Source organism: Desulfogranum marinum (assembly GCF_016918565.1).
Classification (GTDB): Bacteria; Desulfobacterota; Desulfobulbia; order Desulfobulbales; family Desulfobulbaceae; genus Desulfogranum; species Desulfogranum marinum.
In genome coordinates this window covers 14,178-40,645 of sequence record NZ_JAFFQD010000037.1, presented here as the reverse complement: position 1 = coordinate 40,645, position 26,468 = coordinate 14,178, and the positions used below count along the sequence as shown (strand labels likewise).

At 46.4% G+C, this 26,468-nt stretch carries 28 protein-coding genes and 1 tRNA gene; 13 read left to right on the top strand and 16 right to left on the bottom strand.

The window, feature by feature from the left end; translation table 11 throughout:
• Nucleotides 1-2: 2 nt before the first annotated feature.
• From JWH17_RS17895 to JWH17_RS17870, 6 genes are all read left to right on the top strand, one after another.
• Nucleotides 3-1,283, top strand: coding sequence for a TRAP transporter large permease (locus JWH17_RS17895; RefSeq protein WP_205224029.1), 1,281 nt, complete (start codon nt 3-5; stop codon nt 1,281-1,283).
• Between the two features lie 53 nt (nt 1,284-1,336).
• The gene (locus tag JWH17_RS17890; RefSeq protein WP_205224028.1) at nt 1,337-2,578 is read left to right on the top strand and encodes a hypothetical protein; all 1,242 of its coding nucleotides are present in this window, start codon (nt 1,337-1,339) and stop codon (nt 2,576-2,578) included.
• Nucleotides 2,579-3,110: 532 nt separating this feature from the next.
• Complete coding sequence (locus JWH17_RS17885) at nt 3,111-3,773, top strand: GntR family transcriptional regulator (RefSeq protein WP_205224027.1); 663 nt, start codon at nt 3,111-3,113, stop codon at nt 3,771-3,773.
• A 335-nt stretch (nt 3,774-4,108) separates the two neighbouring features.
• Nucleotides 4,109-4,459 (top strand): RidA family protein, encoded by a 351-nt coding sequence (locus tag JWH17_RS17880; RefSeq protein ID WP_205224026.1) that lies wholly within the window; start codon nt 4,109-4,111, stop codon nt 4,457-4,459.
• Nucleotides 4,460-5,043: 584 nt separating this feature from the next.
• Nucleotides 5,044-5,313 (top strand): hypothetical protein, encoded by a 270-nt coding sequence (locus JWH17_RS17875; RefSeq protein WP_205224025.1) that lies wholly within the window; start codon nt 5,044-5,046, stop codon nt 5,311-5,313.
• A complete protein-coding gene (locus JWH17_RS17870; protein ID WP_205224024.1) occupies nt 5,313-5,498 on the top strand; it encodes a hypothetical protein in 186 nt (61 codons plus the stop codon). The genes JWH17_RS17875 and JWH17_RS17870 overlap by 1 nt, the downstream gene beginning before the upstream one ends.
• Before the next feature lie 433 nt (nt 5,499-5,931).
• On the opposite strand, the gene JWH17_RS17865 is transcribed toward JWH17_RS17870, so the two are convergent.
• The 10 genes from JWH17_RS17865 to JWH17_RS17820 all read right to left on the bottom strand — a co-directional run bounded on the left by JWH17_RS17865 (nt 5,932) and on the right by JWH17_RS17820 (nt 14,364).
• A complete protein-coding gene (locus JWH17_RS17865; RefSeq protein ID WP_205224023.1) occupies nt 5,932-6,744 on the bottom strand; it encodes a DUF932 domain-containing protein in 813 nt (270 codons plus the stop codon).
• Nucleotides 6,745-6,894: 150 nt separating this feature from the next.
• Nucleotides 6,895-7,203, bottom strand: coding sequence for a hypothetical protein (locus JWH17_RS17860; RefSeq protein ID WP_205224022.1), 309 nt, complete (start codon nt 7,201-7,203; stop codon nt 6,895-6,897).
• 78 nt (nt 7,204-7,281) lie between these two features.
• On the bottom strand, nt 7,282-7,761 hold the full coding sequence (locus JWH17_RS17855) for a JAB domain-containing protein (protein WP_205224021.1): 480 nt from the start codon (nt 7,759-7,761) through the stop codon (nt 7,282-7,284).
• 81 nt (nt 7,762-7,842) lie between these two features.
• A complete protein-coding gene (locus JWH17_RS17850) occupies nt 7,843-10,188 on the bottom strand; it encodes an SNF2-related protein (RefSeq protein ID WP_205224020.1) in 2,346 nt (781 codons plus the stop codon).
• A gap of 82 nt (nt 10,189-10,270) precedes the next feature.
• The gene (locus JWH17_RS17845; RefSeq protein WP_205224019.1) at nt 10,271-10,822 is read right to left on the bottom strand and encodes a hypothetical protein; all 552 of its coding nucleotides are present in this window, start codon (nt 10,820-10,822) and stop codon (nt 10,271-10,273) included.
• Nucleotides 10,823-10,991: 169 nt separating this feature from the next.
• Entirely contained in the window at nt 10,992-11,846 is an 855-nt protein-coding gene (locus tag JWH17_RS17840; RefSeq protein WP_205224018.1) for a DUF6094 domain-containing protein, read from the bottom strand.
• 1 nt (nt 11,847) lies between these two features.
• A complete protein-coding gene (locus tag JWH17_RS24165; protein ID WP_205224017.1) occupies nt 11,848-12,030 on the bottom strand; it encodes a DUF6094 domain-containing protein in 183 nt (60 codons plus the stop codon).
• A 10-nt stretch (nt 12,031-12,040) separates the two neighbouring features.
• Nucleotides 12,041-12,382: a single-stranded DNA-binding protein gene (locus JWH17_RS17830; protein WP_205224016.1), complete on the bottom strand. Its 342-nt coding sequence runs from the start codon at nt 12,380-12,382 to the stop codon at nt 12,041-12,043.
• A gap of 118 nt (nt 12,383-12,500) precedes the next feature.
• Nucleotides 12,501-13,490: a PD-(D/E)XK nuclease family protein gene (locus JWH17_RS17825; RefSeq protein WP_205224015.1), complete on the bottom strand. Its 990-nt coding sequence runs from the start codon at nt 13,488-13,490 to the stop codon at nt 12,501-12,503.
• 109 nt (nt 13,491-13,599) lie between these two features.
• Nucleotides 13,600-14,364, bottom strand: coding sequence for a hypothetical protein (locus JWH17_RS17820; RefSeq protein WP_205224014.1), 765 nt, complete (start codon nt 14,362-14,364; stop codon nt 13,600-13,602).
• A 506-nt stretch (nt 14,365-14,870) separates the two neighbouring features.
• Here JWH17_RS17820 and JWH17_RS17815 point away from each other — a divergent pair.
• The 5 genes from JWH17_RS17815 to JWH17_RS17795 are packed head-to-tail and all read left to right on the top strand — an operon-like array spanning nt 14,871 to nt 19,536.
• Nucleotides 14,871-15,629 (top strand): hypothetical protein, encoded by a 759-nt coding sequence (locus JWH17_RS17815; RefSeq protein ID WP_205224013.1) that lies wholly within the window; start codon nt 14,871-14,873, stop codon nt 15,627-15,629.
• The gene (locus JWH17_RS17810; protein ID WP_205224012.1) at nt 15,619-16,965 is read left to right on the top strand and encodes a type IV secretory system conjugative DNA transfer family protein; all 1,347 of its coding nucleotides are present in this window, start codon (nt 15,619-15,621) and stop codon (nt 16,963-16,965) included. The genes JWH17_RS17815 and JWH17_RS17810 overlap by 11 nt, the downstream gene beginning before the upstream one ends.
• Complete coding sequence (locus JWH17_RS17805) at nt 16,962-18,410, top strand: HD domain-containing protein (protein WP_205224011.1); 1,449 nt, start codon at nt 16,962-16,964, stop codon at nt 18,408-18,410. The genes JWH17_RS17810 and JWH17_RS17805 overlap by 4 nt, the downstream gene beginning before the upstream one ends.
• Before the next feature lie 8 nt (nt 18,411-18,418).
• Nucleotides 18,419-19,117, top strand: a complete 699-nt coding sequence (locus JWH17_RS17800) for a hypothetical protein (RefSeq protein ID WP_205224010.1) — start codon at nt 18,419-18,421, stop codon at nt 19,115-19,117.
• Between the two features lie 23 nt (nt 19,118-19,140).
• A complete protein-coding gene (locus JWH17_RS17795) occupies nt 19,141-19,536 on the top strand; it encodes a recombinase (protein WP_205224009.1) in 396 nt (131 codons plus the stop codon).
• A 234-nt stretch (nt 19,537-19,770) separates the two neighbouring features.
• Here JWH17_RS17795 and JWH17_RS17790 read toward each other — a convergent pair whose 3' ends face one another.
• The 4 genes from JWH17_RS17790 to JWH17_RS17775 form a co-directional block, all read right to left on the bottom strand.
• On the bottom strand, nt 19,771-20,811 hold the full coding sequence (locus JWH17_RS17790) for a Fic family protein (protein ID WP_205224008.1): 1,041 nt from the start codon (nt 20,809-20,811) through the stop codon (nt 19,771-19,773).
• A gap of 27 nt (nt 20,812-20,838) precedes the next feature.
• On the bottom strand, nt 20,839-20,973 hold the full coding sequence (locus tag JWH17_RS24695) for a YegP family protein (RefSeq protein WP_369125066.1): 135 nt from the start codon (nt 20,971-20,973) through the stop codon (nt 20,839-20,841).
• A 60-nt stretch (nt 20,974-21,033) separates the two neighbouring features.
• Complete coding sequence (locus tag JWH17_RS24690; protein WP_205224007.1) at nt 21,034-21,168, bottom strand: YegP family protein; 135 nt, start codon at nt 21,166-21,168, stop codon at nt 21,034-21,036.
• A gap of 1,401 nt (nt 21,169-22,569) precedes the next feature.
• Nucleotides 22,570-22,646: transfer RNA gene (locus JWH17_RS17775), tRNA-Thr, on the bottom strand.
• Between the two features lie 79 nt (nt 22,647-22,725).
• Here JWH17_RS17775 and JWH17_RS17770 point away from each other — a divergent pair.
• Together JWH17_RS17770 and JWH17_RS24160 are read left to right on the top strand one after the other, a co-directional pair.
• Entirely contained in the window at nt 22,726-24,192 is a 1,467-nt protein-coding gene (locus JWH17_RS17770; RefSeq protein ID WP_205224006.1) for a hypothetical protein, read from the top strand.
• Between the two features lie 5 nt (nt 24,193-24,197).
• Complete coding sequence (locus tag JWH17_RS24160) at nt 24,198-25,016, top strand: septal ring lytic transglycosylase RlpA family protein (RefSeq protein WP_205224005.1); 819 nt, start codon at nt 24,198-24,200, stop codon at nt 25,014-25,016.
• 10 nt (nt 25,017-25,026) lie between these two features.
• Here JWH17_RS24160 and JWH17_RS17760 read toward each other — a convergent pair whose 3' ends face one another.
• Both JWH17_RS17760 and trpC read right to left on the bottom strand, forming a co-directional pair.
• Nucleotides 25,027-25,701 (bottom strand): phosphoribosylanthranilate isomerase, encoded by a 675-nt coding sequence (locus JWH17_RS17760; protein ID WP_205224004.1) that lies wholly within the window; start codon nt 25,699-25,701, stop codon nt 25,027-25,029.
• On the bottom strand, nt 25,698-26,462 hold the full coding sequence (gene trpC / locus JWH17_RS17755) for an indole-3-glycerol phosphate synthase TrpC (protein WP_205224003.1): 765 nt from the start codon (nt 26,460-26,462) through the stop codon (nt 25,698-25,700). The genes JWH17_RS17760 and trpC overlap by 4 nt, the downstream gene beginning before the upstream one ends.
• Between the last annotated feature and the right edge of the window lie 6 nt (nt 26,463-26,468).

Below are 26,468 nucleotides of genomic sequence, written 5' to 3'. Positions count from 1 at the left end.
CTATGGACTTAGCAATTATCCTAACCTTTGTTTCCCTGGCAACATTTCTCATACTCAGTGTTCCCATAGGCATTTCCATCGGGTTGAGCGTTGTGGTAGGCATGACTTTTAGCGACATGCTGCCATACGAATTTTTGATACAAAAGATGATAACATCCCTGGATGTTTTCCCTCTCATGGCAGTACCTTTTTTCATCATGGCAGGTGAAATCATGCAAAAAGGGAGCATGGCACAAAGGCTGCTCGATGTATCACGTGCTCTGGTGGGTCACCTTACCGGTGGAATGGCTCACATTTCAGTGTTGACCAGCCTGTTTTACGGTTCCCTATCAGGATCAGCACCGGCTACAGTGGCGGCCGTCGGCGGTATTATGGTCCCAGCGATGGAAAAAGAAAAATATTCTAAATCTTTTGCCACCGCAGTCAATACCGCAGCCGGATGTCTTGGTGTAATAATTCCACCCAGTGTGCCGCTTATTATCTACGGAACAACAGCTGGTGTATCTGTTGGCGACCTTTTCATTGCTGGTATCATCCCCGGATTGTTTATCGGATTGTGCCTTATGATATGCAGTTACATCCTGGCAAAACGATATGGCTTTACAGGTACAGGTAAACGAGCCCCTATAAAAGAAATAGTAAGTACTTTTCTTACCGCCTTGCCGGCGCTCATGGTTCCAATCATTGTGCTTGGAGGCATTTACGGCGGCCTGACGACCCCGACTGAAGCCGGCGTAATTGCTGTGGTCTATTCACTTATCGTCGAAGGTCTCGTATTGCGAACCTTAAGCTGGCAAAAAGTAATTGATGTTTTTCGGGGTACAGCTCTTACAACATCATCAATTTTTCTTGTGGTTGCCACTGCAACAGCGCTTGGCCAGATTCTACTCTTTTACAATCTGCCAAATATGCTTGTTGAGATTCTGGTCAGTATTTCAGACAATAAATACGTATTGCTGCCGATAATCCTTATTTTCCTTCTCATCATGGGGACCTTCATGGATGCATTGGCTAATATTCTCATTTTAACTCCGCTTCTTTTGCCTGTGGTTAAAGTGCTTGGTGTAGACCCGATCCATTTCGGTATTGTCATGATTGTCTGTTCATCCATGGGTTTTTTGACCCCGCCGGTTGGGGTCAACCTGTTTGTCGGTTGCAGTATTGCCAATATTTCCATTGAGAAACTCAGCTTGGCTGTTATGCCGTTTTTGGCGACTATGATCCTGTCGCTTTTGGCTCTAACATTTATTCCGCAGATAGCACTCTGGCTACCAGGGCTGTAGGACGTAACAGGGCCAGAATACAAAATACGCATCAATTCAAAAAGGAGTGAGCTATGAACGTAACCAGGTCAACTAAAAGTCAGGGAATTCTTGGGATCACCGGACATGCTGGTGCTGGTCATGTGCATAGCCATTCCGGTTTTGTGCAGGACGATACTGCTGGATTTGCCGTAATTGCCTGTCTTCTTCGCCGTGCATTCCCCGTCTGCACAACCATTTCTTCGGTTGAGGCAGATATTGACACCGGAATCGTTACTGTGAAGACCCAAGATGGTGGCACAGGTAAAGCAAAAGCGAGAAGGGGGATTACCCCTTATGAGGCGACCCTAGCTCGTTTAGCAATAGGTCTTGATGCGATTTACAGCCAAAGCGCTGCCTTCGCGGCGTTTGGACGTATCTACGGTCAAGGATGCCTGGAGCTGCCAGTAGCCTTGCAAATCGCCATTTGCCTTGCGGTTATCGATACTTTTGAAAAACGCTATCATGGTTCCTTTATCTGTTGCCCGGAAGGCATGCCTGGTAAGTTAGGGAGGTGTATTGGGGCCGTCATAGAAATAAATGGGATACCTGTTTCGGTCATGGGCATACTCAATGCCAGCGAAGGAGGCCTAGGTCCCGATGAAGATCTGGAAGGCAATATCATGCTTGGCGAAAAATCCAAAGCAATGAAGGAACTCGGTCTTGATCGACTGCCAACCATCATTATAGAAAGCAAGGCATACGTTCCTGCTGTCTGTAAAACAATGGAGGAGAATGCCTTCTGGGTCCGCATAAATAAAGATGTTGATAATAAAGTCGTTTACGATGCGCTGGTTCACGGTGCAGCAAAGGCTGAGCTCAAATGTATTGCCTCAGACACGGCATACAGCCGGGGTACCGGAGAAATGGCCGAGGCAACTCGTGAGCTAGGTCAGAAGATAGCATCTCTGGGTAACGCACTTGCAAATGCTGAGACTTCTCAGGATAAAGTACGTATTATCGGCGAGCTTGCTATTCTCGTCAGTGAAGATGCCGGAGGTATCACCTTTATGTCGTCTAAGCTCCATGATGTGGTCGGCGGGGGAGGACTTCTTCCCGGAAGCTCCGCCGTTCTCTCAATGGCGATTTCTGAGACAGCCATTCGTATTTGGAAAATACCGGCATTCACAGCACATGACTCAGACATGTATCTGGCTATTCTTGAGCATGCTGTGCCTCTTCTTGCTCAAAATATTCAGGAAGCACTTCTGGAAGTGGAAACCAAGTATAACTTTAATGAAGGTGACTTCAGTTTCCTACTCAACCCTGTGAGCTGATATTCCTTCTGTTTTTAGCGCTGAGCAGAGATTGTATACCGAATATAAAATAATTTGATTACGTACAAAAAACAGCCGATAATCTATCGAAGCAGACAGTGGACTGATTCTATTTCTTTTTTAAATCCGGGAGACCAATCGAAGGCTTTGCTACCTACTTTTTATTAGAAAACATAAAAAAAAACGGTACACTACCTCAGTGCTAAGAGATTTAATCTGTCTCCCGAGTCCAAAAAAAAAGCTGAGTTTCATGGGTAATCAGATAAAATAATTCAATTCTTGCTAGCGGGATTAGTGTAAAGGGCCTATATAGTCCACCTTTCGATTATATTAGTGATGTCTCGCTCATTGTAATGCGAACACAAAACAGATAACACTGGCTGGAACCTTTTCCCGTTTACCAATTCTGATTATGCCTAAGTTTTGCTTTCGATTGAATACAGTACTTGCTTGGTAGGTGATCGGAGACACGTAACGACTTACCATCGACACCCCATTGTCGGGCATAAACCAACGAGACGCATAGAGTACCGTGGATTTTAAAAAGCATACATATACTGATGATATCGTTAGTTATATCAAGCGATCCATTCTTGATGGCACCTACAAACCAGGAACAAAGGTAAAAGAGTTAACTCTTGCCAAGAAACTATCCATTAGCAGAGCGCCTATCCGTGAGGCGCTTCAGATTCTCATTAAAGAAGGACTGGTGGTATGGATTCCACAAAAAGGGAAATTTATTACAAAGCTGAGTCCAAAGCAAATTCAGGATAGTTATTTCACTGGTGGGATACTCGAGAGCGCAGCTGTATGCTCGGTCATTCACAAATACACTTCACGGGATATAAAGAAGCTTGAAGAACTTGTAGAAAAGATGAGGCTTATTTCTGAGAATAATGAGCCTATCGAAAAAATCGCTGCCTTGGACGACAAGTTTCACAAAATTCTATTTTCTCGAATCGACAATGAATTGCTACTCGAATTTTGCAAAAGGTCTTGCCAGGGAATCTCCAAATTTCTTTTGTTCAAATACTGGATTCAACTGTATTCTGCTGAAGAGGTTTATTGGCGACACAAAATCATCGTTGATGCTCTCAAAGGGGGGAATGGCTACGAATTGGAGGCTTGTATAAGAAACCATTATCATGATGCCGGAAAGCGGATGGCCGAGATTTGTGAAAAGGAAAGAATGTAACAGGCCCAAAAAGAAGAGGGCAGGTAGCCTACGGACACACCTCACAATATCGTAACAGCCAATTTTTCAGCATTTTTCCTTGCATCGTTTCATGTCATGTTGATTTGAGCATCTCAACTATGGATATGACAATATCAACATTTACTCTTAAGTTAAAAACTGCTGTTTCCGAGCAGGTAAAAGTCACAATCGCGTTATTCCTTTCCGATGTCGGACTAGACATGTTTTTATTGAGTTTACGTGGAAACTTCTGCGGTGGTCTGTCTGTTACGTATCTCGAAATTGAGGCCTGTTCAACTCTTATAATTAATTAATAAACCATAGGTGGAACCATTATGACCGTCAAACGACTAGAGACCCAGCAACGCATGAGTAAAATCGTTATCCATAACAATACCATTTATTTGTGCGGCCAGGTAGCTGAAGATGCTAGTAAAGGGATCAAGGAGCAGACCGAGACTATGTTGGCAAAAGTCGACTTACTGCTTGAGCAGGCAGGGAGTGACAAGAAGCATATTTTGTCAGCCACCATCTATATTAAATCCATGGATTTCTTTACCCAGATGAACGAAGTCTGGGACAATTGGGTGCCTGAAGGCCATGCTCCTGCTCGAGCTTGCGTTGAAGCAGGCATGGCGAAAAAGGAACTGCTTGTTGAGATATCCGTCATTGCAGCCGTTAAGTAAGGCATGGGGTCAGATCTTTGCTTGACTCATCCCATATGTAAATACCTTAAATATTGGTTTACATAGTCCAGATATCTCCTATAAATTAGTACCCCTTAGAGGAACCAATATAGCCAAGGCGGGATCACCGGCACCGATCCCTGGACCGGAAAATTATACAGCGAGAATTTATCTATGAAAAAACTATTATTGTTGATAGCTATCAGTACACTCGCAGTATCTGGATGTGCAAGTAGAGAGCTAAGTTTGCAAAGAGCGAGCGCCACAGCGATACCAGGTGATTACCTTCCAACAGATATAAAGGTTGATGGAATCCATAGAAGTTTTGCAAATGTTGATTGGACTGCATACACATCAGACGGTAAAAAATATCAATGCTCTGCCGATGATATGGTCCGTAGGCCAATTTGCAAACAATAAATATGGAAGATAAACATCGAGATCTGATTCACTTCTTTGGTCATAACCAAGAATAGTATCAAAACTTAAAAGTAAAAAATAACAGCACTCCATTGCGCATGTTGTTGTGTATGTGTATAGTTAGTCAAGAGGCCCAGTTAAACCCTTACTAACGAGGTATACACATGAAAGGCGCTGAAAACTTAGTTCGTAAACAATATTTGATAGCTCCGCACCAAGTAGAAAAACTTCAACTCCTAGCCAAAAAGCAAAAAACTTCCGCAGCCGAAGTTGTACGTATGGCCATTGATGCATTTAACCCTGATATACCGGAAGAATTGAATGAATCTGAATTGTTTGATCTGGTATCAGCAAGAGTTAAAGAAGCGATAGCAGACACCAAAACAACACGTAAACGCTTGAAAAAGACACTCGTTGCATTAGGGGAAAAATAATGGCTGGTTGGAAAGAATTGCTAATCGATGTTTTAAAACTTACAGACGAAACTAAACGTTTAAACCAAGATATCGACAAACTACAATCCCATGTTGTTGATGTAGATAAAAGAGTTGTTCGCTTAGAAACCTTGGTTGAAGTGGCAAAATACAATACCGCCCAAGATAAAATTACTGGCGCTTAAAACAGAGATGTCTGATTCGCTATGAATATAGAAGAAGCTAGAAAAACGGAGTAACCTCATAGCAAGAGCTTACGAGATCAGTAGAAAAGGTGACAGAACTATTTAATAAAGTAAAGATATTTCCTATAGATCATGACTTGAGACTCAGAATTAATATTCAGTAATGCTTCCAGAAAATCAACGATCCTGATCCCCACTGGTTGGAGTGCATCAAATGAATCAAACGCCACAAAAGCCGCAGTTTTGATGCACAACTTGAATCCGGTTGTGGGCTGTTTTGAATCAAGAACATGCATAATGAAACGATCGTTCTTTATGAAGTTTTATTGTTAACTGACCTAACTCGTCGCCCTGTCCTCCGAGGCGCGAATCAGATTACGAATCGACAGGGCAAAAAAAAAGCCACCTCCCCGAAAGGAAGTGGCTATGAGTATTATGATACGATACCTTGTGCAAGTTCAGCCATTCTCTGGGTAAGCACCCATAATGCCTGATTCAACTTGAGGTTCTTATCAAGTGCTTTTACTGGTCTTGTCGTCACCTTTCTTCGCCTACCATTGTCACCGACCTTAACCCCTTTGATGCCACCATTAATGACATTTTCGTGAATTCGGTTATAGGCGGTCCAGACATCGTTTCCTCTGTCCTCAGATCTCCGTGGTGCCAAGAGAGCATTCGGCTGAATAGGCGCTGCTTCCGGTTGGTCATAGACAAGGCTGTGCGCTGCCTCGGCAAAGATACCTTGTGCCTCTGGAGCAAGCTCAATCTGTTTAAATTCATCCATTTGGCCGGCAATTTCTCCGGCTGCCCCAGCGATCTGTACAGCAGATTGCATGAACTCGTCAGGCGAAAAGCCGATATGCTTGTGCCGAAAATTGGCATATTCATCACCAACAACTAAGCCATTGCTGCAAACAAACCTGTAAATGCCGGCCATGAGCCTGAACGAACACCCTCGATCATGGGAGTTGTAGAGCAACAAATCAATACGTTCATCTCGCATAATCAAATCAGGTTGCGCAAACCGGATCAAGTGCTTCTGGTAGCCCTCTCGTTCTGCCTTCCTTACCCCACTTTGCGAGGCGGCAATAGGCTGCCAGCCAGCATCACGAAGCAGATCCACAGCAGTAACTGTTGGCACGAAAGAATACCTGGAGGATACACCGTCAATAGGTTCCCACGCTCCAGCTGCAGGTGCCATTTCGATGATTTGGTCATTAGAAAGGATAGAAAGAGTATGCGTCATTGTTTGTCTCCTGATAATTATTAGAAAAACAGGGACAAAACACTCCCCCACCGGGGCATTATTTTGCCCCTGTTAAGGGATAACCTACCTAGCGGCAGGTATGACTGATAAAATATTTTGTGTTCCTTATTGGCCTGGATCCATGCTCTGTTACCTTTGCTCAACGATCCATCGTGCAAGCAGTTCGACAGCCTGCTCCCTGGATATGACCTGGAACCGACCGCCTCTTGCCGAAACACGACCAGCAATAAAACTGGCATCTGCATCGGTACCTGCCAGATAGAGACAGGCCAATAGCTGCCGCCTCCTCTTCCTGGCACTACATGTACACATGGTGCTTACGTGAGTGGAACGGATTAAAAGGACGTCCCCATCTACTTCACGAAGCAACTGATCACCGACCAGCTCGTGCGGATGTATCACAACAATGGCGAGGGATAAGTGTTCTGCTGATTGCATGTCTTGCCTCCTGCATAAAAAAAGGGGCAAGACTCTCCCTGCAAGGGACAGAGCTGCCCCTTTAGAGGATCTGGGTTCTTATACTGGTAAAAGTTTAAGGTCTGAAAATGCGGTTATCTCCTCACCCACAATCAGGTGATCGAGAATCCGCACATCAACAACCTTTAAAATTTCTACCAGGTTTTGGGTGAGCGTTATATCCTGCTGGCTCGGTCGATTGCAGCCTGACGGATGATTATGCGCCAAGATGATCGCCTCAGCATTGAGCCACAACGCCTCCTTAATAATTTCTCTGGGATGCACAGTGGTTTTATTAATCGTCCCTCTGAACATCTCCTTGAATGCAAGCACCCTATGTTGGGCGTCCAAGAACAGACAGGCAAAGACTTCACACTGCTTGCCATGGAGCTTACAGCCGATAACAGCTTTGGCACATTCTGCAGAGACAATAGACTGACCACGTCGCAGTTGGTCGCCCGCCAGCTTGTTAGCCTCAGCGAGGACCTGTTTTTGGGGTGCAGGACGATAATCACCGTCCGGATCTTTGATGAAAAGCATTGCGTATCTCCTTTTGATCAGCGGGAGAAACCAATACCCCCTGCAGGGGATTGTTCCCCCTGACAAGGTGAGTTTTTTTATTTATGCCGTTTTTTCTCGAACTTCAGCCAGGACAAAACAAGCAGTTCGCTCTGGCCGGTAGATCCGAATCGGCTTTTGATTAATTTCGCCACAGCCCTGTCGATCATACCAACCGACTTTTCTCCCGTTCCAGAAGACATTGCCTTCCTGGAGGTCAAACCGGTTGCGATTGACATACACCACCGCACCATCGCTCTGGATATGCACCTTGCCCCTCACCACGTATTCACGGGTAATAGAAGCGGAGCCGGTAGCTGTTTTAATGGTTGTGGTAGTTTGAATAGTGGTGGTTGTGTTTTCCTCTACGGCCTGATCATCATCCAGTGCCAAGCCGGCAACGAGAGAACGCTCTGTATACCTGGTCCAGGCATCAGTCATGCTCGGTGTCGATTGCTTGCCGGTTAACGCCTTGGCAAGTTCATACATCATGCTATTTTCCGATTCTGATAATGCTGCCAGTCCCTGACCAGACAGCTCACCCTCAACCGCCAACGATGTTTCCATCTTTTGCGCCATCAGCGATAAAGCCTGGTCCTGCATGGTCCCGGCATAGGCCATAAAAAAGACCCGAACCGGTTTATCCTGACCGATACGCCAGGACCGGCGGCTTGCCTGCCTGAGTGTAAACACGGAATAGCCGCACTGAAAAAAGACAATGGTTGGGAATTCAAGCAGGTCTAACCCGGTTTTCACCAAATTAGGATTACAGAGCAAACAGTCATAGAGCCCTGTTGCCATCTTCACCTTTAACCATTCTTCACGATGTTCCGGCTTGACCGCCTGGCTCCGAAGAACCAATGGCGAGATGCCATTTTTCGCGAGTCTTTCCGTCAGCTCAGGAAGGAGGTCTCTGGTACCGGTATGCTCGACAAAAATTGCAGCCTTGCGCCCTTCCCTCTTTTCAGCCTGGAGGATCTGGAGCAGGTGCGCCTCTTTTGGTAAGAAATCAATATTAAGAGCTTCGGCAGTACCGACAATCTCCTCTATCCCATTACGTTCCAGGGTCACACACTCTGCACGACGACAACCATCGGGATAGGCAAGCAAGGCCTGCAGCATCTTGCCCAACAGTCGCATGTCACCACAGGCCAAGGCCTGTTGGGTGGCACACATCAGCTCGTTGGCTAACCGGTCATATTCTTCTCTTTGTTGGTCAACCATATCCACCGGTACGATGATTTCATCATAGTCCGGCAACTGATCGCTAATATCAGCCAGCCGCACAAAGGCTGACCGCTCTAGCAGCAGGTCCGGCAAGAGCAGGGGCGAGATCCCCGGTGACTCCTTAACCCTGGACCTCCCCATTTTACGGCCTATACTGGCTGCATTTAAGCTGGCGACAATATCTTTACTGTCATAGGTTCGCTCAACAACGCCATAGCGCTCCGCAAACTGCATGGTCCTCCCATACGCAAATCCATTGTCTTTCATCAGGCGCGGAAACATGCGCCAAAGAATAAAAAAAAGATCTTTTGCGTAGCCCCCCATAAGCGTACCTGTCAAAGACAGAACCTTACGGGAGCGGGTCGTCAGGCAGCTCATGGCCTGCCCTTGGGCAGTGCCTCCGCCTTTGAGCTCATGGAGCTCATCAAGAATGAGCAGATCGATCGAGTTTTTCGGAAGAAATCTCTTGATGAACTCAGCTTTGGCATAGCGCCGTACTTTATCCCGGTCAGCTGCCCACATCCTGGCATGACAATGCTCACAGATCGGAGCCTTCTCACTGCCATCTTCAATGGGCTGACCGCACTCAGGACAACACTCTGCGCCACGTCGATAAATGGTTTGTTTTTTTCGTTGAAAATGAAGTTTTGCCCGTTCCTTGCCAATGACCCACACTTCGGTACCAACTGGCTTGGTGGCCTGTTGTTTGTGCGCAATCAACCGGGAAAGGCTTTTGTTGTTGAGATTATGGCAGACACAATCAGGTATGGTCTGCTGCGCCTCCCTGATCCATTTCTTCACCAAATGCCCAGGGCATTGGATACAGATCCGCTTATTGGGTCGTGGGTCAAGAAAAGCAATGGCAAGCCCCATAAAGGTTTTGCCTGTGCCCATTTCCCCAACCAGGGTGGCCGCTTTATAATCTTCTTTGTAGAGTGATCTTGCCACCGGCAAAATACCTCGCTTGATTTGCGACTCAAACGGAGGGCGGACAAGATTTATCATTTTTTTTCGTGCTGCTTGGTCCCACGCATCTTCCGCTTTCGGCGTATACACCGGGTCCATGTTCTCGATGACTTGGGCTTTTAAAATAGCACCCCATTCATCAAGAAAATCAGCTAATTGTATGGTCTTATGTTCTTCCTGTTCTTTATCAGGAGGGTCAAGGACTGCTGTTGTCATTGTCTATCCTCTTTAATTGCAGGGAAGATAAACAATGCTCCCGCCAGGGGAGTGTCTCTCTCCCCTTGAAACAAGGAAATGGTTAATCGAGGTAGTTACGTTTCACCCCTTCTACTATCCGCTCTTCTACTACCGTTTCATCTGGCCACTGGATAAGATAGGCCTCCTGCAGCTCATCACTGCCAAAGGAATACAGTTTTTCAGGTTGCAGGATCTCATCCCATAACCAGCCTTGCCACTCACGTTTCAACGGCACATTGGTTGCCGCATCAAAACGCAAAAAGGCCCGTTCCTGCACAGTGGACATATTGGGTCCAAAAACGACCGCACTCTGCGTTACATCCGTGAAGAGTTGAGGACAAACCATAACCTTGTTGACCGTGTTACCGATCTTACGATTACGATAGGTTCGCAACTCGCCAGCAGTAAAGGTTACCTGTACATCCAGATCGATGTCGCTTTGGGTTACTCGGCAAGCGTCACCACCAAATAAAACGGCTGATGAAGCTTGAATATGAGCAGGTGAACCGATAAGGCTCAAAAGAAATGCGAGGAACTCATTTTGGACAATCCTTGCAATAAGGGCATCGCTATAGGTGATGTATCCTACGCATTGTACAGTGAGAAATTCCATAGTATCTCTCCTTTACCGCGGAAGATACCCCCACCAGGGAGGATGTCTCTCCCGCGAACATGGGTTGTAGTATTTTTTGAGTATAACCTGTTGGCTCCACACGAATTGATACGCTACGGGAACGCCAGGTTGCTGAGTTTATCGTGCCAAAAAAACTTAAAAGTTCCTCCTATTGAATGGTAAACAACTCTGCTGTCTGCAGGTCGATGACCTTGACAGTCGGTTTATATTGGTCCCTGGTCGTGATCGAGCCTGTACCTGATCCGTCACCGCTTGATTTGATGACCTGTTCAGCTTTACTGACCACACCCTTGATGACCAATTGCCGCCCGTCTTTTTCGACAGCACCATTCATAAAGCCGCCGGCCAATAGCAGAGCCAGGTGACCATTTTCAAGAGGGGTAAGTGGACGAATGGAGTTTTTCTTCTTTGGTGCTAATTCTGCCAATACGCCGGACAGAATCTCAGCTTTTTTGATAACAGGCAGCGCCTGCAGAGGATCTATTTTTGTTCCTTGAAACGTTCTTACAGGACCGTCTGCGGCAGGGATCTTCATCACTGGCGCTTCCTCCAAAGGAGGCACCATGGTCAGAAAAACAGCCGGCAACAGGCTTGCATAGGATTCAAGGGTCTGTTGAATCTGTTGCGCTTCTTTTTTGAGGGCCAGCCTTCTTTTCCGGCCAATAACCACGCATTGCCTAAATGCTGCAAACTCGCTTTCAGGAAAGCAAAAAACCTGTATATCCTGAAAATGACGGGACAGCGGTTTTGCGCAGTGTTTGAGCACATAATACGGAATAACCAACAGCAGATAGCTACCGTGCTTCACCGTACCACCATAACGCCTGAGAAACTGTTCCTCCACACGCTTTGCCTTGCCGTCTCCGGCAAGAGCCTTGTCGTATGGTGGGTTCAGGTACAGCAGATTGAAACAATCGGAGCTGACCCGTACTTCTGTTAAGGCGTCGCCCCAGATAACGTTCTGCAGCCTGGTTCTGGCTGTTTGTGCTCGTTGATGATCCAACTCAACACCGTAAGGTCATGGTGGCAGCGCTCTGCGTTAGACGGGAGAGTGTCTTGCCCTCGCCACAACACGGATCGCAGCACCGCGCTCCATCTGCAAACTCTATTTTTTGTATGAGGAGGTCGCAGACCGTATCCGGTGTTGGATAAAAACCTGCTTTTGCCTGGGATGCTAATCGTGCCATGCTTCACCCCCTAAAATGGACAATCATCAGAGGAAGCATGCCCCAGCATCTCCATTTCCTTTGCGTGAACCTCAGTGACATACCGTTCCATGCCTTGTTGATCGGTCCACTTACGCGTTCTGTTTTTGCCTTCAATATGGACCTTCGATCCTTTACGAAGATACTGCGCACAAATGTGAGCCAGGTCGCCCCAAGCAACGATCTTATGCCACTCGGTTTTTTCCTGCTTATTGCCCTGCCGATCTTTCCAGCGCTCAGTGGTAGCCATTGAAAAGTTACAGACAGGTGTGCCGTTCGAGTCTCGAAGTTCAGGATCGTTGCCAAGATTGCCGATCAGAAATGTCTTTTGCATGAGTGTTCTCCTTGAAAATAATAAAAAAGATTGCCAGGAGAATAGAGAAATCCCCACCATGGGGAAGTCTGTTCCCCTGGTTGGGCTGAGGTCATCTCATCAGCTAAGATGGGTTGGGTTATTGTGGTTGTTTCTCTTTGGGCGCCTTCTTGATATCTAAAAATGAAAAGGTGGAAGATCGCTCAAATTCGGACATAGCGACACCGTTATCAGCCAAAAACCTGCTTAAACGATCCTTGTCCAAGGTTTGCCGTGTACGGGTAACCTTTTTGAACAGGTAGCCGCCTGAGCGAAAGCTCCCTCTGGCATTTACCATCCCCAACAGCGCATTTTTATGGTTGGCAACTCGCTTTTTGCTCTCCTTCTCCGCCTGCCGATACCCTTCAAATTCCTGCACATAGTGTATCATTTCTGGATAATCCAGATCATCAGCTTGAAACCGAGGGCACGTTTGGATATGACTGCAAAAACCGCACAGCGGGCTCACATTGGTTTGTAATTCAACCTCTTGCCCGTTGAGCGTCTGCTGATAGTCATGCCAGATGTGCTCACACCGTTGTACCAACGCGGTAAAGAGTCGATCATTTGGGGTATAGCTGTTAAATATCTCGGCATCTCCTTCACTCAGATCCAATGACAAAATAGCACCCTTGATCGTATACGCAGGATACTTTTTCGCCAGGGCTCCCATCTGCAAATACAACTGCGACTCCCAGGAGCTGTAGACGGTTTCCGGAATTTTGCCGGATTTTACTTCGACGATGGTTTTTTCTTTTTTTGCTGCTGACGTAAAAACAAAGTCAATATGGACTAAGCAGGGAACGTTATCGGTTGAAATATCAATTTCCACTTGTCGCTCAAAGTTACTGTAACCACCTGCAGTATATGCCTCGGCGAGAATATCTTCGGCCTTGTGTCCTCGCTGAAAGCGAAGCAGAGTAGCCAAATCATGCTCAGGTTGATTGATCCGATCAAGGATGACCTTGCGAGGGCAAGCACCTACGTCTGAGGCGCCCAGGTAGTTTCTGCGATCTCCAAGCGTTTGTTTGGTGTGTTGCTCTGAAAGTTTTTGCAAACTTTGATGCAGTATTTTTTTCATAGTATCCATGTGCTTTCTCCTTCAATACACCACCGGAAGTGCACACGGATTTCCCCTATGAGGGAAAAGTGTATCACTCCCTCAGTGGGTTGTTATTACATCAACCTCTACCGTGCACTTAATGCACAGCCGCTTCCTTCCACCATTGCTTGGCATCCGGGTTCCACCTGAACCCATCTGCTTTCAACAGCTCTGTTTTTCCCCATGTTTTACCCTTCACTACGATGAAATTTCCTTTCACATCATAGCTGAGTCCATCAATGACAGGGCCTAATGCCTGCCTTTGATGATTTTGAGGCGGACGTCTCTGGGCCTGGTTATGCGGCTGGCGAGACGGTTGGGGTCTTGTGGGAGGTGGCGGATTTGATTGATGGGAACGTGGTTGCGTATTTTGCGCGGGTCGTTGTCGCTGTGGTTGAGGTTGTCTCGGCTGAGCTGATGGCTTGTTGTTGGCATCGCTGAAATACACTGCTTTGAGCAAGCCTCGATAGGCATCAGAGCCGATGGAGACTAGGGAAAAACATTTTTGAATAGCATCAGTTACAGCCCCTTTATAGGCATCGCCAACGTTCTTTTTTACAATGTTCATCTGTCCTGTCTGGGAGCCCTTACAAAGCCACTCACCAGCAATACGAATAAACAGCTTCACTTCGACCACGGCCTGGAAGTCAAAAATCTCTTTGCTGACGATCTCATGGCGCCAGTTTTCCGGCTGCAGGATCTCATTGACAGCATCAAAAACATACTGGGCTTTGTACCCATAACGAATTTGGCCGATCACCTGACCATCCTTCATCATCTTGATCTCTTGCACCGCCTCACTGCCATAGCTTCGAAGTACCGCATTAATCTGTTCGACTTTCTCTGAAAATTTTTCTGCCATGTGTTGTTTCCTCCTCGTGTGGAGTGAAACAACACCACCCCTGTCGGGAGCATGTAATTTCACTCCCTGGTTTGGGGTTTGTGGTTTTCTATGAGGAAAAAGTCCTGATGAGGCACAGATATACAAACTGTGCAGCGTCAAAAAGACGCAATGCTCCTGGACGTTTTTCTAAGAAAAAAAGAATGTGCAGAATGAATACAGCACTTCTGCAGGGGAATTTGCCCAGGTCGTCTGCAAAGAAGTTCGCCTCTGCGATTAAACTATGCGCCTGAACGTGCCATTCGGCTCTACGTAGGTTCCAAGGATCATCCACAAAACAAAAGAGGTTCACAGCAGTGATGAAACATTTTGTCTGGAGTCCAGCTAGTTCCCGACTTTGCGGGATTACTTGAATGCATCAAGTGGAATAATATATAAAAAATTATCCTTTTTTTGAAAAAAATCAACTGAAAATGTTCCGCCCCCGGAAAAGAGTATATAGGAGGGATTTTTTTGAGCTGAAAAATATGGAAACAGGATACGACCACATCATACGTGCATTTGTCGATAAACACGGCTTGAGCAGAGGCCAGGTGATTGCGGAAATCGAGCGAACCTTCTCCTCCATGCTCTCACGTTGGCACCAGAAAAATGTGGTGGTGGTCTTTGCCGATGGACAGCTTTCTGCGATTGGCTATCATGATCATCCCACCGGCCCTGTGCAGACACCCATTGATCTGAAAAGCATGCGCGGCTGGAACACCATCAAGCGAATACTCGATACCAACCTCAGTACAGCGGCCTGCATGGATGAGGTCAGCACATACAAGCGGAAGGAAAAAAGTATCGTGTGGGGAAAAGTGATCTCCCGCAACGAAAAAGAACTGCACGTCGAACTGGAAATGGAGTTTGGCATACCTCTTTATGCCCACTGCCCCCTGCCCTACCTGGGGCAACATGAACGTCATCAGTTACTGATTGGAGACAGGCGCGCTTTTCATCTGCGCCGGGTCGAGTCCATTCTCATTGGCAACACGCCACGGACACAATTCACGGTTGACCGGGTATCAAAGGCTTTGGTGGAACTGCTCATCAAAGACAAGTTAAGCCCCAAGTACAGGCAAACAAAAATCCGCTGCCAGGCCCGTTATGTCGGCAAAAAAAGTTTCGTTGAATCAGACAGATTTGTCTCCAAGCAAGCGATCCTCGAAACCGCAGAGGAGTTAGGAGAGCATATACAAGTAAAAATTATAAAAAGAAAAAAAGAAAAAAAGTATGCTTTTTAGACCTAACAAAAACATAGTAAGCAAGGTTGACTTGGGGACCGGCATCAACCTGGAAACACCGGAATCCATCCAGCCCATCCGTTATCCGGACAGTGATCGCAAAGGGCATTTCTGGTGCTTTGGCACAACCCGAGTTGGTAAGACCAGGGCAATGGAGAACATCATTGAGCAGGATATCCGCAAAGGCTATTCCGTGGTGGCCATTGATCCTAAAGGCGATGCAGATCTGTTTTCCAAAATCGTGCAAGTTGCGTTTGAGACCGGCAGGCATGAGGATCTGATGCTCATCAATCCGGTTTTTCCTGAGTACAGTGCCACCCTTGACCCTCTTTCCTCCTATTACATGGTCGAGGAGTTAGTTGCCCATATTACCGCCGGCGTCACCGTTGGCAGGGAACCCTATTATTACAGTGTGGCCTACGAGGTCAGCCTCTTGGTGGTGCAATCGCTGATCATGCTTGCCAGAGCCACCGGTCAGGAGCCTTCCTTTAATCTGAGTGACATCAAAAACAATATCGGCCATGAGAACCTGGCAGAACTCAAGGAAAAACTTGATTACATCGATACTCCGGAAGCGGATCAACTGGCAAGAGACCTGGCAAAGATCCTGATCACCCCGGCTGAATTTAACTCCAAAGTAGGCAGCTCGCTGCGGGTTGCCCTGACGGAACTTACCTCCGGCAATATCGGCAAGATTATCGGTCATGCGGAAGAGGATCGATTTATTGAACGATTAGAACAAAACAAAGGGGTTATTTTGGTGGTGCAGCTGGGATCGCTGTTGACCAAAAGGGCAGCCTATTCCGCTGGAAAAGTCCTCATCTCTATGATCCAGGCCTTTGTCGGTCGCCGGTATTCCAGCGATAAACAGGTGACCCCGCCGTTGGCACTGCACATAGATGAGGCCCAATCCGTGCTTTACCATGGCATTGAGGATCTGTTCGCAAAGGCCGGTGGGGCCGGAATTTTCATTCATGGCTATTGTCAATCCATCAGTCAGCTATATGCGGAAATAGGCCAGGATCGCGCCAATACCATCCTTGATAACTGCAACACCAAGCTGTTCATGCGCGTACCTGATACCAAAACCGCCAAATATGTTGCCACTCATCTAGGCGAAAAACGCACCTACAGCCCGATCATATCCCTAGGTGGCGGTCTTTCCATCCGGGAGACAGAAGAAACCCGGATCAAGCATACCGAAGTGTTGAATTTAGCCCCCAGGCAGTTCTTTTTCACCACCTATTCCGGGATCTACCGAGGCGTAACCAAAAATGTATCAGACGCCTCCATCAAGGTTGTTTTTCCTGACATCAACGAGGTGATCCACCGATGATGCACCTCAACACCCTGTTCGTTGTAGCCATCCTGAGCCTGCTGATATACATCTTCACGGTTGTTGTTTTTGGCGGCAAGAAGAGGAAGCGCAAAGCGCAACAACAGATCCCACTCAGTGCTATTGCACAGCTATGGATCACCAGTCAACAAACGGGACAGCTGCATATTAAGGATATTGCTCCGTTATGGCGTAAAAGCGTTATCACCGCCAAAGAAAAATCAGAGTATGTGTTTGCCTATACCGGTGTCCAGCAGTGGTTTGAGGCCTATATTGTCAACCAGCCCTGGTTTAACACGGCTGAAGCCCATATAGAGATCTGTTATCAACTTCTGCGGATGCTTGAGCAGGAAGATCCCTGTCCATCGGTTGTGAATCCTGCCAATGACGTGGAAGCATCCTGGGACACCAATACCTATGCCATGCTTGGCAGAACCAGTCTGCTCGATCACACCCTGCATGTTGGTGAGCACACTGTTGCCCTCTTGGTAGAGGCAGAAGCACAGCACGTCATACCCGATGCCATGGTAGCAGCTTTAGGCCATGACCTAGGTAAACTCCCCTCCAATCATACCCATCTCTACAGCCTTGGTGAGCATCCCCTTGCTGCAGGCCGAGTGTTGGCTGAGATTGAACTGTTCACAACCATCTCCCGTAAAGAAGAAATCACACGAGCAATCAAACAACATCACATGCGGCCGGAAGGTCTGTTAGGCAAAACCCTGAAGAAAGCAGACCAAAAGGCCAGACAGCAGGAGCTTGAACAGGCTGTTGCTGTGCAGCCAGAAGAGGAACCGCATGCAAACGAAACTGCTGGCCATGCGGTAGCTGCCCAATATTTCAAACCAGCGGAAGACAAGCAATCATTGCCTTGCCCCTCAGTTACGCCCCAAAACGCTCTTGCACGACAAGCCGATACCGATATTTACGGCGAAGAGAGGTGTGCCGCACGTTCCAGTGGAAAAGTTGCACATAGTAAGCAAACGATAAATATCTCCAGCTGGTTTGATGCAGAGCGGTTTCTTGATGCACTCAAACCATACATTAATCAGGTCCAGGGAAGGCGGTTTAAAGCCTTTTCCATGCCTGATAGCTTTGTCTATTGCCAGCCTAAAGCCATGGAAGAAATAGCACGAAAAATGGCTGAACGTGCCGGCGCAATGGATATTGCGACCATGGGCGAAAAAGACAAGACCATGCAGGTCATTCTCCAAGCTATCGTTGAACAATTTCGGCAACGCGGAGTAATTGCGACGGATTTGATGAAAGAGGGCTATTTTGGTGGGTATTTCACAATCAACATCAACAACGGAAAAACAACCATGAAAGGCTATTACACGCCCTTTTTGGCGGAGCCATTTGGTTCTCTTGCTGCCATGGAGAGCGAAAAAAAAGGGATCATCAAAAATTTTAGTTCAGTTGCAATGTATCAAGGTGATCAATAGGTGACGCGATGCCGGGAAAAGGCGATTATAGCACCAATACAACCATTATCCCTCTTGGCGGCAGTGGTGGCTATCGGCCACGCAATATTATCAGTGCCATATCTGAGATTCAGCAATTTCATGTGATAGAGAGCCAGGGGCAGGACATTCCAGCTGATTTCTTGACGCTTGAGGGGTCGCTTGATCTCTTTAGAATCGGCATGCGCAGTGGGTTTAATGAAGGCCTTTTCATTATCCTGCTTTTCCCTGTTTTTTCCTTTTACCTACTTCCTTTTGTCCTCGATACATCTGATCCCTTTGTTAAGGCAATGGTCACCCTGGTCCCCTATCTTGCTTTGGTTATCAATACGTTTCTGTGTGTCTATATCAGTCGGTATTACGTCGGTAATATCACCAGAAGAGCCATTAATTCGCTGTTTATTGGTAGGGGAGTGATTTTACTCCTCAAAGGATTTCTGATCTATGTGTTCTACCAGATCTTGTTCAAGTTGAGCACTCCTGGCTATGTGTGGGCTGTTGCTCAGAAATTCAGTAATCCAGAAAAAATGTACTATGGCTATATGGCCATTGTTCCACGGTTGGTACCTCTGGCTACAGAGATTGCGATCGGAATGTGTTTAGCAGCTATTGCGCCCTATATTGTAGCGTATTTACTGGATCGATGGCGGCAACGTAAGGCTCAACAAAATATGAAAAAAATCAAATGAAACCAAAACCAACAAGGAAAAACATGACAAACCAAAAAGACCAGTCCAATAGAGAGGGGAATACTACTACACCAGTAAAAAAGCGGGCCAAATTAACCAGGGAAGAGATCTTTGAAAAAAAGGTCAATATGGCCAAAGAAAGAGGGGCAAGGGTGATTAAAATCAATTCCCCCTTGGGCAGTATAATGTTCAACGTGTTGCGGCAATTTGACCAGGCATATGCGAATTTTAAAGGACGATTGGGCGAACCCGGTGGAATTTCGTATGAGGAAGGTGCCGAGCTGATGGAAAAGGCCCGGGAGATTACGATGGAGTTTTCTGAATTAACCAAAGAGCTCAGTAAGAAGGTTGACTTTCGATACTATACACCTGAGGAGCTCAAAGCGGTTAAGGCTCCCCAGGGGGAAGTAAGGACATGAAATTTTCATGAGAAAACAGCTGCATGAAAAAATAGCATCCCCTCTTTCAAATTCACCTACCTGTAATCCTAGATTTCAAAAAAGAAAATGCGGTCTTATATTGGCAAATTCAATTAACAACCGGTGCTCACGCAGCAAAAAAAAGAAGGTTTTTGTATTACAGCAGTGTATAGGCCCATGTCGTAAGATGTGTCGCGAGTTTGTCGCAAGTTATTGTCACAACATGTCGCAAGTTCAACTTCGAAGCGTATAGATAAGCTGGTTCGTTGCTCCTGCGGATTTTACAATTTCTTTGTCCTGCATCGCCTTCAAATCACGCTGTAGGCTACGACGGTTTACCTCCGGGCAGAGTTTTTCATAATCCTGAATGGTTAGTTTCTTATGCTCCAGTAGGAAGCCACAAGCTTTGCTTTGGCGGTCATTTAAGCTGTGTTTTTGTACCATAACATCCCGGCGGATGACCTGCTCACCACGCTTTTTGACTTCGATCATCTGGATTTCTAAGCCAGTAATGAAGTAATCGAGCCAGCCGGTCATATCCATATTATTTTCACGCACACTCTGAATCGATCTGTAAAATGTTGGGCGATCGCGATCATAATATTCGCTGATGGTGAACAGTCGCTTGAAGTCGTATCCAGCCTTATAGAGGCAGAGGGTGGAAAGCAAGCGAGACACGCGGCCGTTGCCGTCGAGAAAAGGATGAATATGCACCAGTTGAAACTGAGCAATGCCGCTTACCAGTACAGGATGGATATCCAGGTCACAGTTCAACCATTTGACCATTTCTGACATCATGATCGGTATTTCAATGGCAGATGGCGGAGTGTAGATAACTTCACCGGTAGTCGAGTTGGCTACATAGTTCTGAAATCGCCGATAATTGCCTGGGTCGGCTTTGCCACCGCGAACACCTTCCACCAACTTGCGGTGTATTTCCCGAATTAGTCCTTCCGTGATCGGATCACCGCTGTCCAGACATTGAGAGACAAAATCAAAGGCGAAACGATAATTGAGCAGTTCCCGGGTATCATCTGGATCAGCTTCCGGCACCACTTCACCTTTCCACAAACGTTCGGCCTGATCCAGCGTCAGGTGGGTCCCTTCAATGTGGGTCGTGTGATGTGCCTCCTTGATGAGTGCCTTGCTACCCATATCCCGCACCCAGTCATCTGACAGCCGGGCTGCCTCCAGAAAACCGCGCGCCCGTTCAATGTGCGTGATCGCCGCGGTCATCCTATTGGTAATGGTAAATTTGGGATTTAAGGTAATCATTAACGCCCTGTTGTTGATTGGGGATGGCTAAATCTCAAACACCTGAGCAGCTGGAGCAGCTTTCTCAACCGCCTTAGCCCCTGACTTTGCTCCACTAGCTGACGCATACCTCTGTGAGCTGAGAATAGCTTGATGATTTTTGGCTTTTAGATTGAAATAAATTTTACCGTTTTTGCCCTCTTTAAATTCATACAGGTCTTCTTCTGCCGCATTTTTCTTGACCTATTCAATACCCTTCTGAGCAGCAGCTTTCGTAGTATACGCTTCAGAAGCACCTATATTTTCTCCATTACCTGCTTTCAAACGAAACCGAAACGGACCACTCTTGTCTGTATATAATTCAAACTTACCACCCATGTTGGACCTTCTTAGGTTTTCCTGATTTGTCCTCACGTGTTCAAAATCAAATTATTCAATATGATAATGCTTGGTTTACGAATCGGCTGCAACCATTTGGGAAAGAAATCGTTCTCTACCCCAGATTGGGTTATCAACCTAGCAAAACTTCCTGCTTATTCAAATGGAGCAAAAATGGAGCAAAAAAGATATACCTCAAAATTTAGTATATATTTTTCATGTAGTTATAAACAAACAAACAACACACTTAAAATCCCTCGGTCGTATGACTGTGCGAGTTCGATTCTCGCTCCGGGCACCAAACACAAAAAGGGTTAAAAAGCTAAAATTAAGCAGCTTTTTAACCCTTTTCTTTTTCACATCACACCTCTCTTTAATTTTACTTTGCTTTTTTCTGCTCTTTTTTACTCTATTTTGCGGGATAAAATTGAGAAAAAAACGGCCAGGATTGTCGCAGGAAAAAGAAAGAAAAAAATATCATACTCCGTGACTATTCACCTTAAAGGGGAAAAATCCATTACCAGATCCTTCGACACAAAGGGTGAAGCACGAACATGGGCTGGTGAAGTCGAAACTGAGATAAAAAATAATAGATTTAAAGATCCTCGCCATGCTCAAATAACTTTTAATGATGCACTGGATAAATACCTCAAGACAATTACCCCCTCAAAAAGCTCTGACCACACAAGAGCGAGAAAGAAGAATTGCAAAAATTCTAAAAGAAAATTTTGGCAGGAATACATTGTTGCCTGAAATCACCGCGTCTGTTGTTTCAAAATATCGAGAATAGACGTTTAGAAAATGTATCCGCATACGCTGTTCGACTAGAACTAGCGCTCCTTTCTCACTTATTCACCAAGGCCCGTAAAGAATGGGAACTCCCATTAGAAAACCCTGTTAAATCCATTGAGCGTCAGAATGTTCCAAAGGGCAGAATACTTTTTCTGAAAGAAGATGAAACTGTACTGTTACTTAAAGAATGTTTGTGAGCCGTAATAAAATAGCCTTTCCCTACGTTTTGGTTTTATCCCAGACAGCTATATGCCCCAGCGACCCGGCAGGGTTACGGTGGGAGCGGATAGATTTTGATCGTCGTTTGCTCATACTATATGTCGCCAAATATGAAGCCAGGACCGTTCCGTTAACAAAAACGGTCTTAACGGTTTTACAAAAAATAAACTTTGATCATCTGCGCGGTTATTTTATAATTATAGGACGTTATGAAACCGACAGACTCCTGAGAACTTCAGTTTAATAACAGAGCCTTGTGCATGCAGTCTTTTCACCAAAACTGGGGAGTGCAAATTGAAGAACCATCCTTTAAGTAAAGGAATGCTCTCCGCTGAGGGTGTCACCAAAAAGAAAAGCACCTAACCAAAAAAGGCTAAGTGCTTAAAATAATGGAGCCGATATCCGGACTTGAACCGGAGACCTACTGATTACGAATCAGCCGCTCTACCAAGCTGAGCTATATCGGCTCCCATGTAGAATATGAAAATTACCATAGGAATTTTGAGGTTTATTGATGTAGCAATTTTATGGTAAGGTGTCAAGTTTATGAAAAGTTATTTTACCATTCTCCTCATCATTTTTTTCGTGGTCGCTGGATGCCGCACCGAAGAGCAAGCTGAAATGCCTGCGTCTTCCTCTACTACTAATCGTATACAGCCTGTACTTCAGCCAGGGTGCAAAAGTTGCCATCCAGAGGTTGCACTTGATAGCAACCACTCTTTTCCCTGTACCCAGTGCCATAAGGGTGACAATACGGTCGCAGACGAAAGCCAGGCCCATCAAGGGCTGATCGCGCACCCTGCTCATCCTTCTACCATGGCGCAAACCTGCGGTAATTGCCATGCACAAGAGGTGCAGCAAGCTCAAGCAAGCATTCATTTTACGCTGCGCAACAAGATAAACACAATCCGGACTCACCTTGGAGCACAGGACGAGCTTGCAACGCTTACCGCCGTACCTGTTCCGGAGAATATTTCCACCGTGGTGGAACTTGGTGATGACATGCTTCGCAGACGCTGTCTTCGCTGCCATGTATATTCTTCCGGTGATCCGTATCCTTATGTTTCGCACGGCACGGGCTGCGCTGCCTGCCACCTCTCTTTTAATAACACCACACTCACTTCTCACACATTTACCAAACCTGCGGATCACAATTGCTTGAGTTGCCATTATGGGAACTATGTGGGCAGTGATTACTATGGAAAATTTGAAAACGATTATAACTGGGAATACAGAACACCCTATGCCACCCGTAATCCTTTTTTACGGCCTTATGGCGTGGAGCAACTTAACCTGGCTCCTGACATCCACCAGCAGAAAGGACTGGTCTGCATAGATTGCCACCCAATGAGCGGCCATGGCAGACAGGAACGCGTTCGCTGCACCACCTGCCACGGGTGGCAGCCCGGCTTGCCGGTGCCTCCCTCTCTCCATCTTGAGCAACAAGGTGAGGCCCTGATATTAACGGGAACAACTTCTAACAAACAGCACTCTGTGCCAACGCTCCGCAATCCTGTCCATGCACAATACGCAGACAAAGTGAATTGCCAGGTCTGCCATGCACAGTGGAGCTTTAATGACCAGACCACCCACCTGTTCCGTTCCGAATCAGAAGACTATGACATATGGGAACGTTTAACAGTCCAAGGCAGCGAAGAGGTAGAAACCCTGCTTGAGCATAATCTTTACAGTGATGACGAGGAATACCCCCTTGCCATGCGTGATGGTATTACCGGCGAACTACGTTCCGGAATATGGTACAAAGGCTTTACCCAACGCAGGTGGGAACAGATGATTATTGATATAGATATTGACGGCAGAATCAGGGTATTTCGTCCTGTACTCGATCTTCGCCTTTCCATGGTCACAGAAGATGATGAGCTCGTCTTTGACAATGAAAAAGGACCTGGCAAAGGATTGTTGCCCTATACACCCCATACCACAGGCAAGGCTGGTTTATACTACAAAGATCGCTTTCGGCATCTTCTTCCCGACATACCTCCTGACAGCTAAACACAATGAAACGTACCGAATTTTCATATACCTTTTCTTTTGCAGTCTGTCTTTTTCTTGGTGTGCTCACCTTTGGCTGCAGCTCTAAGACACCAACCTATTCCCCGCAAAAGCAAGGGCATAAACAGGAAAACAAAAAAACGTATAGCAAGCCTACCCAGCGACCCTACGTCATAAACGGCATCAGGTATTACCCCATTCCTTCTGCTGAAGGATATAGTGAACAGGGAAAAGCCTCCTGGTATGGAAAGAAGTTCCATGGCCGGAAGACAGCCAACGGTGAGACCTACGACATGTATGCCGAGACAGCCGCCCACAAGACCCTGCCCATGGGAACCATGCTCCTGGTAACCAACCTTGAAAACAATAAGCAAATTGTCGCTCGGGTAAACGACAGAGGCCCTTTTGTCAAAAACAGAATTATCGACCTTACTTATACAGGTGCCGAGTCACTGGGGATGATAAAAAACGGCACGGCAAGGGTAAGAATAGTCGCTCTTAGTGATGAGCAGCCACAACCAGCGCAGCCGCAGCATCAGGATGAGCAAAGCAAAAGAGAGCTGCAGCCTCTTGTTGCCAACAAGTTCGACCAGGGTAATTTTTACGTACAGGTGGGCGCTTTTATAGAGCTGGAAAACGCAAGAAAGCTGGCCAAGAATTTTGCCCTTAAAGGGCGCAATGTGACCATACAGCAATACCCGGCAGCGGGAATGCAACTCTACCGAGTTATGGTCTTTGCCGGAACTTCACTTGCAAAGGTTAAGGTGTATGAAAAACATTTGGAACAAAACGGATTTCCGGATGCGTTAGTGCTTGCCCGTTAATGAAAACACCTTATACCGTGTTGGCGAAAAGCGAGTATTCATAATTTCGAACCTTTCTCACAAAGGCTCTGACAAGATTATGATCTTTTCTGCCGGGCTCTTTTTCAAGGCCCGAATTAGCGTCTATCCCGTAAGGGCAGACACTCTCCAGGGCCTGGGTAATATTATCAACATCAAGACCGCCTGCCAGGAGATAGGGCTTTTGCAGGTACAGCTTGTCAATCATCGACCAGTCAAAAACTTCGCCAGTTCCCCCCACAGCATTTTTGTTATAGGTATCCAGCAGAAAACCTTTTACATGGGGCTTATAGGGTTCAATTCTTTCTGCCGTTAATTGCGGGCCTACTCGAAAAGCCTTGATCACCTCACACGGGGCAGCTATCCTGGTCAACCGTTCGCAATATTTTGGGGACTCAGTTCCATGGAGTTGCACGTAATCAAGACGGCAGTAATCGATAATCTCCTCGACTTCCTTTCTTTTTTTATCAACAAAAACCCCTACTATATCAACAAAAGGGGGAAGCTGTTCTATGATTAATTTTGCCTCTTCCGGATCTATATGCCGCGGGCTGGACTCAAAAAAGATAAAGCCCAAAGCATCAACGCCTGCCTGCACGGCTGTAACAGCATCGTCATACCTGGTGGTACCACATATTTTAATCCTGAATCTTTGCTGATGTATCATAGTGATGCAAGCTCCTTGAGCAGGCTCCCATCTGTTCCACTACGCATAAGACTCTCGCCGATGAGCGCTGCTGTCACGCCATGTTCTTTTAAACGCCGCATATCTTCAACAGTGGCAATTCCGGATTCACTGACCACCGGGATAGAATCCGGAATCAACTCCAGCAGCCGAAAGGTGGTATCAAGATTTACGGAAAAATCATTAAGGTTGCGATTATTAATGCCGATCAATTTACTCTCTGCAGCAAGCGCAGATTCCAGTTCTTTTTCATCATGCACTTCGACCAGTACATCCATATTGAAACCTTCCGCAATCAACCGGTACTCGCGCAGCTGTTCTGTTTCCAGGATCGCTGCAATCAAAAGGATTGCATCGGCTCCGACCATGCGTGCCTCGCTAATCTGCATGGGATCTATGATAAAATCCTTACGCAGCACAGGCAGATCAACCACATTGCGCACCAAAGGAATATAGGCCAGTGCGCCCTGAAAAAAGTCCACGTCGGTTAATACTGATATTGCGTGCGCGCCATTGGCTTGATAGTGGGTAGCAATGGCCATGGGGTCGAAAACAGGCTGGATAACCCCCTTGGAAGGGGAGGCCTTTTTGGCCTCGGCAATAATTGCCACACCGGAGGCATTTTGAAGAGCATCGATAAAACCACGTGGTGGATCAAGATCTTCAGGAGGTGACATCACTCCTTTTCGGTACAACTCTGCTACTTCTTCCTTTTTTCTAGCAACAATTGTGTCAAGTATCATGATTAA